The organism is Phytobacter cepae, from assembly GCF_054165735.1.
In genome coordinates this window covers 158,265-172,267 of the sequence record NZ_CM135107.1, presented here as the reverse complement: position 1 = coordinate 172,267, position 14,003 = coordinate 158,265, and the positions used below count along the sequence as shown (strand labels likewise).

The 14,003-nt window shown below is 56.7% G+C and carries 13 protein-coding genes; 5 read left to right on the top strand and 8 right to left on the bottom strand.

Annotated elements, in window-relative coordinates; all coding sequences use genetic code 11:
- Together ACUY4Q_RS00815 and araD are read left to right on the top strand one after the other, a co-directional pair.
- Positions 1-861, top strand: coding sequence for an L-ribulose-5-phosphate 3-epimerase (locus ACUY4Q_RS00815; protein ID WP_458045265.1), 861 nt, complete (start codon positions 1-3; stop codon positions 859-861).
- Positions 855-1,550 carry an L-ribulose-5-phosphate 4-epimerase gene (gene araD, locus ACUY4Q_RS00810; protein ID WP_458045264.1) on the top strand — a complete coding sequence of 232 codons (696 nt, stop codon included), beginning with the start codon at positions 855-857 and terminating at the stop codon, positions 1,548-1,550. The genes ACUY4Q_RS00815 and araD overlap by 7 nt, the downstream gene beginning before the upstream one ends.
- A 539-nt stretch (positions 1,551-2,089) precedes the next feature.
- On the opposite strand, the gene ACUY4Q_RS00805 is transcribed toward araD, so the two are convergent.
- Positions 2,090-2,908, bottom strand: a complete 819-nt coding sequence (locus ACUY4Q_RS00805) for a helix-turn-helix domain-containing protein (protein WP_458045263.1) — start codon at positions 2,906-2,908, stop codon at positions 2,090-2,092.
- A 250-nt stretch (positions 2,909-3,158) separates the two neighbouring features.
- On the opposite strand from ACUY4Q_RS00805, the gene ACUY4Q_RS00800 reads away from it, so the two are divergent.
- Together ACUY4Q_RS00800 and ACUY4Q_RS00795 are read left to right on the top strand one after the other, a co-directional pair.
- On the top strand, positions 3,159-4,559 hold the full coding sequence (locus ACUY4Q_RS00800) for an MFS transporter (protein ID WP_458045262.1): 1,401 nt from the start codon (positions 3,159-3,161) through the stop codon (positions 4,557-4,559).
- Positions 4,546-6,519, top strand: coding sequence for a glycoside hydrolase family 127 protein (locus tag ACUY4Q_RS00795; RefSeq protein WP_458045261.1), 1,974 nt, complete (start codon positions 4,546-4,548; stop codon positions 6,517-6,519). The genes ACUY4Q_RS00800 and ACUY4Q_RS00795 overlap by 14 nt, the downstream gene beginning before the upstream one ends.
- A gap of 105 nt (positions 6,520-6,624) precedes the next feature.
- On the opposite strand, the gene dbpA is transcribed toward ACUY4Q_RS00795, so the two are convergent.
- The 4 genes from dbpA to ACUY4Q_RS00775 all read right to left on the bottom strand — a co-directional run bounded on the left by dbpA (position 6,625) and on the right by ACUY4Q_RS00775 (position 8,868).
- A complete protein-coding gene (gene dbpA, locus ACUY4Q_RS00790; protein ID WP_458045260.1) occupies positions 6,625-7,998 on the bottom strand; it encodes an ATP-dependent RNA helicase DbpA in 1,374 nt (457 codons plus the stop codon).
- A gap of 80 nt (positions 7,999-8,078) precedes the next feature.
- Positions 8,079-8,210, bottom strand: a complete 132-nt coding sequence (locus ACUY4Q_RS00785; protein WP_458045259.1) for a hypothetical protein — start codon at positions 8,208-8,210, stop codon at positions 8,079-8,081.
- 66 nt (positions 8,211-8,276) lie between these two features.
- Positions 8,277-8,684, bottom strand: coding sequence for a type II toxin-antitoxin system HicB family antitoxin (locus ACUY4Q_RS00780; protein WP_458045258.1), 408 nt, complete (start codon positions 8,682-8,684; stop codon positions 8,277-8,279).
- Positions 8,656-8,868: a type II toxin-antitoxin system HicA family toxin gene (locus tag ACUY4Q_RS00775; protein ID WP_458047445.1), complete on the bottom strand. Its 213-nt coding sequence runs from the start codon at positions 8,866-8,868 to the stop codon at positions 8,656-8,658. Before ACUY4Q_RS00775 ends, ACUY4Q_RS00780 begins: the two co-directional genes overlap by 29 nt.
- A gap of 262 nt (positions 8,869-9,130) precedes the next feature.
- On the opposite strand from ACUY4Q_RS00775, the gene ACUY4Q_RS00770 reads away from it, so the two are divergent.
- Positions 9,131-10,018: an ROK family protein gene (locus ACUY4Q_RS00770; RefSeq protein ID WP_458045257.1), complete on the top strand. Its 888-nt coding sequence runs from the start codon at positions 9,131-9,133 to the stop codon at positions 10,016-10,018.
- Positions 10,019-10,051: 33 nt separating this feature from the next.
- Here the strand turns inward: ACUY4Q_RS00770 and selB are convergent, their stop codons facing one another.
- From selB to ACUY4Q_RS00755, 3 genes are all read right to left on the bottom strand, one after another.
- Complete coding sequence (gene selB / locus ACUY4Q_RS00765; RefSeq protein WP_458045256.1) at positions 10,052-11,893, bottom strand: selenocysteine-specific translation elongation factor; 1,842 nt, start codon at positions 11,891-11,893, stop codon at positions 10,052-10,054.
- Positions 11,890-13,278, bottom strand: a complete 1,389-nt coding sequence (gene selA, locus ACUY4Q_RS00760) for an L-seryl-tRNA(Sec) selenium transferase (protein ID WP_458045255.1) — start codon at positions 13,276-13,278, stop codon at positions 11,890-11,892. Before selA ends, selB begins: the two co-directional genes overlap by 4 nt.
- 94 nt (positions 13,279-13,372) lie before the next feature.
- Positions 13,373-13,981 (bottom strand): glutathione S-transferase, encoded by a 609-nt coding sequence (locus ACUY4Q_RS00755; RefSeq protein ID WP_458045254.1) that lies wholly within the window; start codon positions 13,979-13,981, stop codon positions 13,373-13,375.
- Between the last annotated feature and the right edge of the window lie 22 nt (positions 13,982-14,003).

Sequence of the window (14,003 nt, the reverse complement as noted above, 5' to 3'; positions counted from 1 at the left end):
ATGCGTAACCATCCATTAGGTATTTATGAAAAAGCGTTACCGAAAGACCTATCCTGGCCGGAGCGTCTGGTTCTGGCTAAAAGCTGCGGATTCGACTTCGTGGAAATGTCCGTCGACGAAACCGACGAGCGCCTCTCGCGACTCGAATGGACCACCGCCCAGCGCGCCTCATTAGTGGAAGCGATGCTGGAAACCAATGTGTCGATTCCGTCGATGTGCCTTTCCGCACACCGCCGTTTCCCGTTCGGCAGCCGTGATGAAGCGGTGCGTGAACGCGCCCGCGACATCATGACCAAAGCCATCAAGCTGGCGCGTGATTTGGGTATTCGCACCATCCAGCTTGCCGGGTATGACGTCTATTACGAAGAGCATGACGCGGGCACCCAGCAGCGCTTCACCGAAGGGCTGGCGTGGGCGGTGAAACAGGCGGCAGGCGCGCAGGTGATGCTGGCGGTGGAGATCATGGACACCGCGTTTATGAACTCCATCACCAAATGGAAGAAGTGGGACGAGATGCTCGCTTCGCCGTGGTTCACCGTCTACCCGGATGTGGGCAATCTTAGCGCGTGGGGCAACGACGTCCCGGCGGAACTGGCGCTTGGCATCGACCGTATCGCCGCCATCCACCTGAAAGACACGCAGCCCGTGACCGAAACCAGTCCGGGTCAGTTCCGTGACGTGCCGTTCGGTGAAGGATGTGTGGATTTCGTGAACGTCTTCAGCACGTTACAAGACCTCAATTATCGCGGCGCATTTCTGATTGAGATGTGGACCGAAAAAGCCAAAGAGCCGGTGCTGGAGATCATCCAGGCCCGTCGCTGGATTGAAGCCCGTATGCAGGAAGGAGGATTCGCATGTTAGAACAACTGAAAGCCGAGGTACTGGCGGCAAACCTGGCGCTGCCCGCACACGGGCTGGTTACCTTCACCTGGGGTAACGTCAGTGCGGTCGATGAAACCCGCCGTCTGATGGTGATCAAACCCTCCGGCGTGGAGTACGAGGTGATGAAAGCCGAGGATATGGTGGTGGTGGAGGTAGCCAGCGGTAAAGTCGTGGAAGGCAGTAAAAAGCCCTCTTCCGATACGCCGACGCACCTGGCGCTGTATCGTCGCTTCCCGGAGATTGGCGGCATTGTCCATACCCACTCCCGCCACGCCACCATCTGGTCGCAGGCTGGCCTCGACCTGCCTGCCTGGGGCACAACGCACGCCGATTACTTCTATGGCACCATTCCGTGTACACGGCTGATGACCTCTGAGGAGATCAACGGTGAGTATGAGTACGAAACCGGCGAAGTGATCATCAAGACCTTTGAAGCGCGCGATCTGAACCCGTTGCAGGTTCCGGCGGTGCTGGTCCACTCCCACGGCCCGTTTGCCTGGGGCAAAGACGCGGCAGATGCGGTACACAACGCGGTGGTGCTGGAAGAGTGTGCCTACATGGGCCTGTTCTCACGCCAGCTGGCCCCGCAGCTACCGGACATGCAGTCTGAGCTGTTGGATAAGCACTATCTGCGTAAGCACGGGGCGAATGCCTATTACGGGCAGTAATCCTCTGCGGCCTGATGCCCTCACCCCGGCCCTCTCCCACGGGAGAGGGAGAAAGACCGGCTCGATCGGCCCCCTCGCCTCCGGGGCTGGGAGCTCTCCAGAAAAAATGCGAGCACGATCGGTCCCCTCGCCCCACCGGGGAGAGGGGTAGGGTGAGGGGGAACATGCGGCTCTGTTGGTCATTCCGTTCACCTTATGTTCCTTGCTTTTCTGTCACGCCAGAACCCGTGAACGTGCCAGGGCGGTTCACCGCCACCGCCCTGGCGACCCGGGCTCCCGGCCAGGAAAATCGCCGCTGGCGCGGTCCACTTAGCGTATTCCTTCAGGCTTATCGGGTCGGGCGCGATGCAGCGTCCCTGCAACGCGCGCCCTGAACCCGCATCCCTGCGGGTTCCCCCGGCCTTACGGATACGCTTCGTCGATTTTCAGCCGGACCCAGTCATCGCGGTGACTGTTTTATTCTCATGACGCAGTGTTATCGCTGCAAAACGTAATATTACCAGGGATTCCTCAGCCCACAGGGAGAGGGAGCAAACCCGTCACCCCGAATTAATATGCTCCTTACAATACCGGCGCTTCCATGCGGCGGGCGTAATGCCGGTATGCTTGCGGAAAATCTGGCGGAAGTAACCCACATCATGAAATCCACACTGTACCGCTACCTCCTTGAGCGATAATGAATCGCTGATCAGCAATTTCTCTGCCGCCCGCACCCGCTGGCGATGGATGGCTTCGGTGAGTGTCAGACGAAAAGCACGACGGTAAACACGCCCCAGGTAATCCACATTACAGTGCAACTCTTTTGCCAGCGTTGAGGCCGAAATCGGCAAGTGAAAATGTGTGCCAATCATCTGCCTGGCTTTCCAGGCGAGGGCAATTCCGGGGTTGTCAGCCGCCTGCTCGCTCAGGGCTGATGCTGAAATCTGTTGCAGAATCAGCAGCAAAATACACTCCAGCGCTACGCTGCGATGTATATTTTCCTGCTCATGTAAAAACTGTCGAAACAGGCCGGTCATATATTGCGGATCGCTTAAAGCCGTATGCTGAGGCAACGCTAATACCGAGTGTTGTAATGTTTTTTCTATCGACTGCGTTAATTCAAAATGCAGCCAATAGAATTTTAAATCCGCCGGAAATTCCCCCACGCCTACATGACGACGCTGCGGCCAGAGTAAAAGACTCTCACCGGCGTTTACCGTAAAAACCTTATCCTCTTCACGAATCGTTAATGTCCCCTTTTCCACAAAAATAACTTCCCAGGAATGGAGCGTACGTGATGGATGACTCCCTACGCCGCGGGAAATAAACAGCCCACCATTTTGTACCCGGATCGGAAGTGTTATGGATAATTCGAGCATAAATATGTTCATTCCCGCTAATAAAGTGTTGTTAACCTCTTTTTAGTATTGATTATTAATGATAAATGCACCCTACGCTGGATCGAAATCACATTTTCTTCATCAGGTCGGAATTGTCACCTTTTTGTACTTTTTCCTTCCCTTGTTGTGTGCTGAATTCAATGCAAAATAAATAAGGTACTTTGCAAACTACAAAACAAAATCCGCAAATAAGCGGCTTATTATTTGGAATAACCGTGAGGCGTTTTCCATGACTTCAACATTAATTTCTAATACCGATTCGGCGCAAACCCGGCTGGACGATAAATTATCCGTTCGTGAAAAAATAGGCTATGGGTTAGGCGATGCAGGCGGAACAGTCATTACCTGCCTGATCATGAATTTCCTGACTTTCTTCTATACCGATATTTTTGGCTTAACCCCGGCGCTGGTCGGCACGCTGTTCATGGCATTACGTATTTTTGACGCTATTTCCGACCCGGTGATGGGAATCATTGCCGACCGTACCCAAAGCCGCTGGGGCCGTTTTCGTCCGTGGCAGATGTGGATTGCCCTGCCTATCGGCATTATCGGCGTGCTGACCTTCACCGTACCGGATGCCAGTATGAATGTGAAAATCGCCTGGGCTTTCGGCACTTATCTTTTATTGTCAGTGGGTTATACCGCCATTAACGTGCCCTACTGCGCCTTAATCAATACCATGACCACCCGCCATAGCGAAGTGATCTCCTGCCAGTCCTGGCGCTTTGTTCTCTGCGGTGTGGCCGGGTTTCTGGTCTCAGTGGGCCTGCCGTGGCTGGTCTCCGCGCTGGGTCAGGGCAATGCTGCGCAGGGTTATCAGCTGGGCGTAGGCGTGCTCTGTGCCATCGCAGTGGTGATGTTCCTCTGCTGCTTCTTCTGGGTGCGTGAGCGCGTGCCGTTGGCGATGATGGGCAAATTCACCCTGCGTGAACATATGGCAGGACTGCGCAAGAACGATCAGTTGCTGCTGATGCTGCTGATGTCATTCCTGCTCATCAACGTGTTCAATATTCGTGGCGGCGGCTATATGTACTTCATCACCTATGTGCTTGAAGGCAGCACCGGTTACACCTCGCTGTTCTTCACCATGGTGACCTTCGCCTCCATTCTCGGCTCGGTGCTTGTAAACCCGCTGTCGAAGCGCATTGATACCGTGAAACTCTACTACTACACCAACCTGGTGCTGGCGGCACTGTCGGTAATGATGTGGTTTCTGCCAGCCGGGCCTGCACACCAGACAATGTGGCTGGCGGTGATCCTCGGCAACGGCGTAATTTTAGGTTTCACCCTGCCGCTGCACTTTTCATTAATGGCGTTTTCGGACGACTACGGCGAGTGGAAAACCGGCGTGCGTTCTTCAGGCATGAACTTCGCCTTCAACCTGTTCTTCATCAAGCTCGCCTGGGCCTCCAGTGCGGGGATCATCAGTCTGGTGTTTATCTTCGTCGCCTACCAACCGGGCGCGGGTAATCAGACCCCCGCATCGTTGCAGGGCATCACCCTGATGGAAACGTTACTGCCCGCCCTGTTCCACCTGCTACTGGCGTTCTCTATCCGCGCCTGCAAGCTCAACAATCCCTTGATGGCGCGTATTTCCGGCGATTTGCGTCAGCGTCATGTTCAGTCTTAAGGAGTCTGTAATGGAAGTCAGTCTGCATAAATTGAAAATTAACGATGCCTTTCTCGGCCAGTATCAACAACTGGTGCGTGATGTCGTTATCCCCTACCAGTGGGATGCGCTGAACGACAGAATTGCCGAGGCCGATCCCAGCCATGCGATTGAAAACTTTCGCATTGCCGCCGGGCTTCAGGAGGGAGAATTTTACGGCATGGTCTTCCAGGACAGCGATGTGGCGAAATGGTTGGAAGCAGTCGCCTGGTCACTCTGTCAAAAGCCTGACGCAGAGCTGGAAAAGACCGCCGACGAGGTGATCGAACTGGTCGCCGCCGCCCAGTGTGACGACGGTTACCTCAACACTTACTTCACGGTGAAAGCACCGGAAGATCGCTGGACTAACCTGGCCGAGTGCCATGAGCTTTACTGCGCCGGCCATATGATTGAAGCAGGGGTCGCGTACTTCCAGGGCACCGGCAAGCGCCGCCTGCTGGAGGTGGTTTGCCGCCTCGCCGACCATATCGATACGGTGTTTGGCCCGGGCGTTAATCAGCTTCACGGCTACCCCGGTCACCCGGAGATCGAACTGGCGTTAATGCGCCTTTATGAAGTCACCCAGGAACCACGTTATATGACGCTGGTGAATTATTTCGTTGAGCAACGCGGCACACACCCGCACTTCTATGACGTCGAATATGAAAAACGTGGGCGCACCTCCTACTGGCACAACTACGGCCCTGCATGGATGGTCAAAGACAAGGCCTACAGCCAGGCGCATCAGCCGCTGGCCGAACAGCAGACGGCGATCGGTCATGCGGTGCGTTTTGTCTACCTGATGACCGGGGTGGCTCATCTTGCGCGATTAAGTCAGGATGAAGGCAAGCGCCAGGACTGTTTACGTTTGTGGAACAACATGGCTCAGCGCCAGTTATACATTACCGGTGGCATTGGCTCACAGAGCAGCGGCGAGGCATTCAGCAGCGATTACGACCTGCCGAACGACACCGTCTATGCTGAAAGCTGCGCCTCGATTGGCCTGATGATGTTTGCCCGCCGGATGCTGGAAATGGAGGCCGACAGCCAGTACGCCGACGTGATGGAACGCGCGCTATATAACACGGTGCTCGGCGGCATGGCGCTGGACGGTAAACATTTCTTCTACGTGAACCCGCTGGAAGTGCATCCGAAATCGCTGAAGTTCAACCACATATACGATCATGTAAAGCCGGTTCGCCAGCGCTGGTTTGGCTGTGCCTGCTGCCCGCCGAATATCGCCCGTGTACTGACCTCGCTCGGCCATTATCTCTATACGCCACGCGAGGATGCGCTCTATATCAACCTCTACATTGGCAACAGCGTCGAGATCCCGGTCAACGATCGGACGCTGCGCCTGCGCATCAGCGGTAATTATCCGTGGCAGGAGCAGGTCACACTGACCATTGATTCCCCTCAGCCGGTCGACCATACCCTGGCATTGCGTCTGCCCGACTGGTGCGCCAGCCCACAGGTACAGCTTAACGGCACGGACGTTGCGCAGGATATCCGCAAAGGCTATCTGCACATTCAGCGTCGCTGGCAGGAGGGCGATACCCTCACGCTGACGCTGCCGATGCCGGTGCGCCGTGTTTACGGCAACCCGCTGCTGCGCCATGTAGCAGGCAAAGTAGCGGTGCAGCGCGGTCCGCTGGTTTATTGCCTGGAGCAGGCGGATAACGGGGAAGAGTTGCATAACCTGTGGCTGTCGCCGGATGCGCAGTTCACTGTCTTTGAAGGCAAAGGCATTTTTGCCCACAAGATGCTGATACAGACGCAGGGGGTAAAACACACCACGGCCGATGCCACGCAGCAGCCTTTGTGGCGCTATGACCAGACGCCCGCCAGTAGTACGCCGCAGACGCTGACCTTCATTCCGTGGTTTAGCTGGGCTAACCGTGGAGAGGGGGAGATGCGCATCTGGGTAAACGAAGAACGATAAACGCGCTTGCCGGATAACGGCTAACCCCTTATCCGGCCTGCAACAAAAGCAACATCCGGTAGGCCCGATAAGCTTGCGCCATCGGGCTTTTTATTGTGCGGAGGATTATTTAAACAGGCGAACGCGGCAGGCTTTGCCTTTGATTTTGCCCTGCGAAAGCTGTTTATACGCTTTGTTTGCCACCGACTGGCGAACCGCCACGTAGGCGTGCATCGGGTGCATGACAATCTTGCCGATGTCTGCGCCATCCAGCCCAATATCGCCGGTCAGCGCGCCGAGAATGTCGCCCGGACGCATCTTGGCTTTCTTGCCGCCATCAATACACAGGGTTGCCATTTCTGCCTGCAGCGGTTTAACGCTGCTGCTGATAACCGGCTCTTGCCACTCAAGTGAGAGGGCCAGCATTTCACTGAGAATAGCCGCACGCTGTGCTTCTTCCGGCGCGCACAGGCTGATCGCCAGACCGCTTGCCCCCGCACGGGCGGTACGGCCAATGCGATGAACATGCACTTCCGGGTCCCAGGAGAGCTCGAAGTTAATCACCATCTCCAGCGACTTGATGTCCAGTCCGCGGGCGGCGACATCGGTCGCTACCAGCACGCGGCTGCTGCCGTTAGCAAAACGTACCAGCGTCTGGTCGCGATCGCGCTGTTCCATGTCTCCATGTAGCGCCAGCGCGCTTTGGTGCTGCTCATTCAGCGCGTCGCACACTTCCTGGCAATCTTTTTTGGTGTTGCAGAACACCACGCACGAGGCGGGCTGATGCTTGCTCAACAGGCTCATCAGCAGCGGGATTTTCTGGCGGCGTGACGCTTCGTAGAACTGCTGCTCGACGGCAGGAAGCGCATCGACGGTGTCGATTTCAATGTTCAGCGGTTCACGCTGGAAACGGGTGCTGATAGCGGCAATCCCTTCCGGCCAGGTCGCCGAGAACAGCAACGTCTGGCGGTTCGCCGGAGCATGGCCGAGGATCTCAACAATCGCATCGCTAAAGCCCATATCGAGCATACGGTCCGCTTCGTCCAGCACCAGGGTTTTCAGCGCGCTCAGCGAGACGGTGCCTTTTTGCAAGTGATCGAGCAGACGCCCCGGCGTGGCGACGATGATGTGCGGCGCGTGCTGGAGCGAGTCACGTTGAGCGCCAAACGGCACGCCCCCGAACAGGGTGAGGATTTTGATGTTTGGCAGATAACGCGCCAGACGACGCAGCTCGTTCGCCACCTGATCCGCCAGCTCGCGGGTCGGACATAACACCAGAGACTGCGTCACAAACCGGCCGGCTTCGATGTGTTGCAGCAAACCAAGGCCAAAAGCCGCCGTTTTGCCACTGCCGGTTTTTGCCTGCGCACGCACGTCTTTCCCCTCAAGGATTGCCGGCAGCGCCGCCGCCTGGACCGGGGTCATGGTGTGGTAACCCAGTTCATTCAGGTTGGCGAGGAGTTCAGGAGGCAAAGCATTTAAGGTTGAAAAGGCAGTCACGGTGTTATCTCTGATTAATGGCAGGCCGCTATGCTAGCAGACTCTGCGGGTCCGGTCATCGCGCCTGCCTGGGTTTACTTTTAACTCGCCTTAAAAGGGTCTTTCTTGTCGTCTTTACTGTCATCGCGCTTGCGCGGGATCTCACCCTGCTTGTTAGGCGCATCTTTAACGTCTTTGACCTGCTGTTCTTCAGATTTCGTCGTGTTGGACATGATTTCCTCCCGTGTCGTTGTTCAGTAAGTATAGACGACAGGAGTTTGAGGCCACGTACGAGGCGATTATCCGGGCAATACACGTCGCGCCGCTTCGGCCAGAAAGGCACTGCGATTGCTGAATTCGGGATTATCGTGCACGAAAACATCGATTTTGCTGAGCAAACGGCGAGGCAGAGTGATGTTGATACGCTCAGCCCGGCCATCGAACTGATTCATATTAATATCCACCAGCAACCATTGGCCTTCGACAAAATCCTCTGCCCGCTGCTGTAAATGCTGTTCAACCGCAGTTGCTGCTGGCAAAACCTGCCCCAACTCACACAGGGTTTCGAAATGTGCGGTGAGTGCACCTTGCGCATCCTTAAACGCTTCGTTCAGGCTGTCACCCGCAAAAAAACAGCCCGGTACGTCGGGGAAAAAACCGCTGGCGCTGCCATCAGCATCAGAGTGTATGTAGGCCGGATAGAACATTTCTGGTTCCTGCGAATTGAGGGTTAATGCCTGCCTGTCGCCAGATTTGCGCCAGCGTGCCAGGTTTGATGTCTTTGCGAGGATGCGGAACCGTTACCAGTCCAGACCGAAGCGGGTGGCTAAACTGATGATGGCTTCCTTTTGTTCTGATAAGAACCCATCCCTGTTTTTTTAGTATTACCATCACCTGTGCGCTGGCCACTTTCCCTGTCCCCGCTTTAAATTATACACATCATACACACGAATTTATCCATGACGATCACATTAACGCAGTGCGGCGCGGGTTTCATCGAGAAGAAGCAGATCCTGGGAAGAGGTACGCAAAAATTTCCTCTGCAAAAATCATCCTGTGGAAAGGGAGATTCAGTCATTACCTGGATTTACAGTTTTCCCGCAGCGGTAAGCCATAATTATTCTGACTATCCGGGACAGCGCAGGGAGAAAAGATGCAACGATTTATCGGCTTCGATGTGGGCGGAACCCATATCAAATATGGCGTGATCACTGAAGAGGGTGAAGAACTGTTCAGTGACGAATATGACACGCCTGAAGATGAACAAACGTTCCGCCAGAAGTGGCAGGAGGCGGTGGAAAAATGTCAGCGCGATCAGGATATTGCAGCCATAGGCATCAGTTTCCCAGGCCATATTAATCCGCACACCGGGCTTGCCGCCAAAGCGGGGGCCGTGGATTTTCTTGATGGTACCAATCTGCTTGAACTCTTCGGCGAGCTGACCGACCTGCCGTTAACCGTTGAAAACGATGCCAACTGTGCTGCCCTCGGCGAACAGTGGCGCGGTGCGGGCAGGCGTTATGACAGTCTGGTCTGCATCACCGTCGGGACCGGTATCGGCGGCGGCATTATTGTCGATCGCGATCTCTATCGCGGGGCGCATTTTCGGGCAGGAGAATTTGGCGTGATTCCGGTCGGCAACGGCGGTGAGACCATGCATGAAGTCGCCTCTGCCAGCGGCCTGATGAGCGCCTGTCGCAAAGCGCTCGGCGTGTCTGAAGAGAAAATGCCGCACGGCAAAGAGATTTTCGACAGGATGGACAGCGATGTTCATCTGCGCGAAGCGGTGAACGACTGGGCGCGGTTCCTGGCGCGCGGGGTCTACGGTGTGATTTCGATGTTTGACCCACAGGTGTTATTGATTGGCGGCGGCATCAGCGAGCAGGAAAAACTCTACCCCCTGCTCGACCGTCACCTGCAAACCTTTGAACAGTGGGATGCGCTCAACGTCCCGATTCTCCCTTGCGAACTGGGGAATCAGGCGGGACGACTGGGTGCCGTCTGGCTGGCGAAGCGCAAATTTGCCGAGAAATCGTCTTAAGCAGCACGGCGGCTTTATGGGCCGCCGATGTTCTTACTTCGTGAATAAGGCTTTGTCACGCAGGATATGGTCATTGCCGCGACGGCGTGTAAAACCGATACGATCGAAATACTCCAGAATCTGAATCGCCAGCTTACGCCCAACGTTGAGGGTATCGCGGAAATCCGCTGCACTGGTGGAGCCGTGAACCGGATCCCGGTCGCGGATCATACTGGCAAACGCGACAATCCGATCGTTACGGTAATAACGATCTTTGACGATCGCCGTAATCAATCCCTGCTGCGCGGCCTGGCGTAATACCCCACGCATCACCTGCTCATCCGCACCGGTTTCCCGTGCCAGATCGCGTACCCACCAGGGCTCATCGCCAAAGAGAGCATCGACACGCTGCCAGATTGCCGCCTGCTCCGGGGTAAATCCCGCTTTGTGATCCGGCAGATGCAGCCACCCGTGATGACTCCGTATGTCACCGCTCTCGCGCATCCGCTCGATGAGTGTCAGCACCAGTGCTTCATCTTCCATCGGCAATGCCATACGGCGCAGGCGTTCGCGGCCGGGGCCGGGTTCGTCCGCGTGTTGCGCATGATAGGTCGCGAGCGTGGTCAGCAGCTTACGCTGCCAGCTCGCCGCCACTGGCGCATTGAGCAGGTTAGCTCCGGCGCGAATAAAACCCGGTTCATTCACTAACGCCGCAAGGCCGGTCTCATTAAGCTGACGCGCCCAGGTAAAGGCCGGAAGATTGACCGCGCCGCGTTGCAGGTGCACCGCCAGCGCTTCGGCATCGCTCTGGGTTGCTGAGAGTGCGCCTATCCACTGCTGGTACTCCGGTTTGCGTTTGCCACGCCGTGGTGGGTGCAGCGTCACCACGCGCGCGCCTGCCAGCGTCTCTCGTGCTGAGATGTCGCGCAGGACCAGACGATCGTTATCCGCCAGCCATAGCGGTGTGTCGAACACCAGCTCTGCCAGATTGTTGTCCAGTAGCGAGACGCGCCCGGTGATATGACTGGCGGCGTGGTGGATATGCAGCGGCTGCCATTGGGTGAGCGGTGCATGAGTTTGCAGGGCCACAATCACGCGATCGGAAGGTTCGGGCGGTTGTGAAGACAGCAGCCAGTCTCCACGGGCCAATGCCTCTTTCTGCGCATCCCCGGCGATGTTCAGGGCAATACGCTGCCCGGCATACGCATGTTCAACGGGCTGATTCTGCGCATGCAGGCCGCGCACGCGCATCGCTGTATTTGCTCCGGTCAGCCAGAGGGTATCCCCCACACGCACCTCCCCCGACAGCGCCGTGCCGGTCACCACCAGACCCGCCCCTTTGACGGTAAAAGCACGGTCCAGCGCCAGGCGAAAACGCTGGTGCTGCGGATGCGCACGGGCCGGGAGTTGCAAAAGGTGCGCGCGCAGGGCGTCGATACCGCGTGACTCAGTGGCGGCGGTAACAAAGAGTGCAGCCTCCGGCCAGCCAAAATCGCGCAAAGTGTTAAGAACTTCCTCACGCACTGCATCAATGCGGGCGTCTTCCACGCGGTCGGCTTTGGTCAGGGCGACCGTCAGGGACGGGCTGCCGGTGAGCTGTAAAATAGCCAGATGCTCGCGGGTTTGTGCCATTACGCCATCGTCGCAGGCGACCACCAGCAGCGCATGGTCGATGCCACCGACGCCTGCCAGCATATTGGACAGAAACTTCTCATGGCCCGGCACGTCAATAAAGCCCGGTACGCGACCATCCGGTTGCGGCCAGTAGGCATACCCGAGATCGATGGTCATCCCGCGCGCTTTTTCTTCCGGCAGCCGGTCGGCATTCACACCAGTGATGGCCTGCAATAAGGTCGTTTTACCGTGATCGACATGTCCGGCGGTGGCAATAATCATTTCAACAGCATCTCCAGAAAACGGGGTTCATCCTCAAGACAGCGTAAATCCAGCCATAAACGCCCGTCATAAATACGGCCAATAACAGGGTGGTCCAGCCTGCGCCAGGCGGCGGCAAGGGCTTCTGTCTCACGCCCACTGCCATCAACAGGGGTAAAGGTCAGTGCCGCACTCGGCAGGCGGTCAACGGGCAGTGAACCGCTGCCAATCTGTGAGAGACAGTGCTCTACCCGCAGGGTAAAGCCTGGATAATTTGCGGCCAAAGCCGCCAATAAGCGCTGCGCCTGCTGGTTTATCTCTTCCTGCGAGCGAGTGAGTAAACGCAGCGTCGGCAGGTTTTCGCGCAGTTTTTCCGGGTGCAGGTAGAGGCGCAGCGTGGCATCCAGCGCCGCAAGGGTCATTTTATCTGCCCGCAGCGCGCGCTTCAGCGGGTGGCGCTGAAGCTGCTCAATCAGCGCTTTTTTGCCGACGATAATCCCGGCCTGCGGGCCGCCGAGTAGCTTATCGCCAGAAAAACTCACCAGGCTCACGCCAGCCGCAATCAACGCCTGCACCAGCGGCTCTTTCGGCAATCCATACTCGCTGAGATCCACCAGCGAACCGCTGCCCAGGTCGGCAATCACCGGCACCTTTAGTTCGTCGCCAAGAGAGACCAGCTCGGCTTCATCCACCGTTTTGGTAAAGCCTTCAATGTGATAATTGCTGGTATGGACCTTCATCAGCAGCGCGGTATTGTCATTCACCGCCTGACGATAATCTTTGGCATGAGTGCGGTTGGTGGTACCCACTTCCTGTAACACGCAGCCCGCCTGGCGCATGACGTCGGGGATGCGGAACGCACCGCCAATTTCCACCAGCTCGCCACGAGACACCACCACCTCTTTGCCGCTCGCCGTCGCAGCAAGCATCAGCAATACCGCCGCAGCATTGTTATTCACGATGCAGGCATCTTCAGCCCCCGTCAGGCGGCAAAGCAGGTCCGCCACGGCACGATCGCGGTGGCCCCGCCCGGCATCGTCCAGCGAGTACTCCAGCGTCACCGGTGAGCGCATCGCCTGCGTCACGGCATCAATAGCCGCTTGCGCCTGCAATGCACGTCCGAGATTGGTGTGCAGTACCGTGCCCGTCAGGTTGAAGACTGGCCGCAGGGCACCCATGCTCTCGTTCGCCAGGCGTTGATACGCCGCCTGCGCCCAGTTTTCGCACCAGCCAGGTAATGTCTGTTTCAGCCGCACCGCCTCACGCGCTTCAACCTGTAGCTGGCGTAACGCCGCAGCGACCTGGCGGTGACCAAAGGCGGCCATCAAAGGGGAGAACGCCTCATCACGTAACAGGCGGTCGGTAGAAGGTATCTGAATATAAAGCGACTGAATTTCCGTTGTCATGAGTGAGCCTGGCTGGGTTTGCCCCTCCCGCCGGGAGAGAAGTTCGACGTGAGGGGATTGTACCGCGAGTTGATTCAGGCTGACATAACGGGTATCAAGCCTTCGGCGGTTCGGTACGTGCGAAGCTCTCACGCTGGAACAGATTTTCCACCAGTTTAACCAGTTGAGGCCTGTCGACACACCAGCCAGGAGAGACGTGGCGGAAGTTGAGATAGCCGATGGCGCAGGCAATGGAGATAGTGGCAAGGTCCAGCGCATCCACGCTTAGCGTGCCGTCACTGAGGTAATTTTCCAGCGCATCTAACCCCTTGCTGATTTTCTCCCGTTGACGCAGAAGCTCCGTTTCTGACTGCTGGGCTGCGGGGCGCGCAATTTCCCGTACCGACACCAGGGCAGCATCCATAATACCGTCGGCCAGGGCTTCTATCTGGCGAAGCTTCAGCGCCGCTTTGGGTTCTTTCGGCAGCATGGCCGGGGCCATATCCAGCAAATCAATATATTCAGCAATGATCGGTGAGTCGTACCAGACGTCGCCTTCATCAGTGACCAGCGCGGGCACTTTACCTAACGGGTTGTACTGCATCACATTGTTGATGGCGTTGTAGGGCTGTTCATTCACAAACTCAAAGGTGATGCCCTTCTCCAGCAGAATGACGGAAATTTTGCGCACAAACGGGCTGGTATAGCTGCCAATCAGTTTCATTGCCTTCTCCTTGTCGCCAACT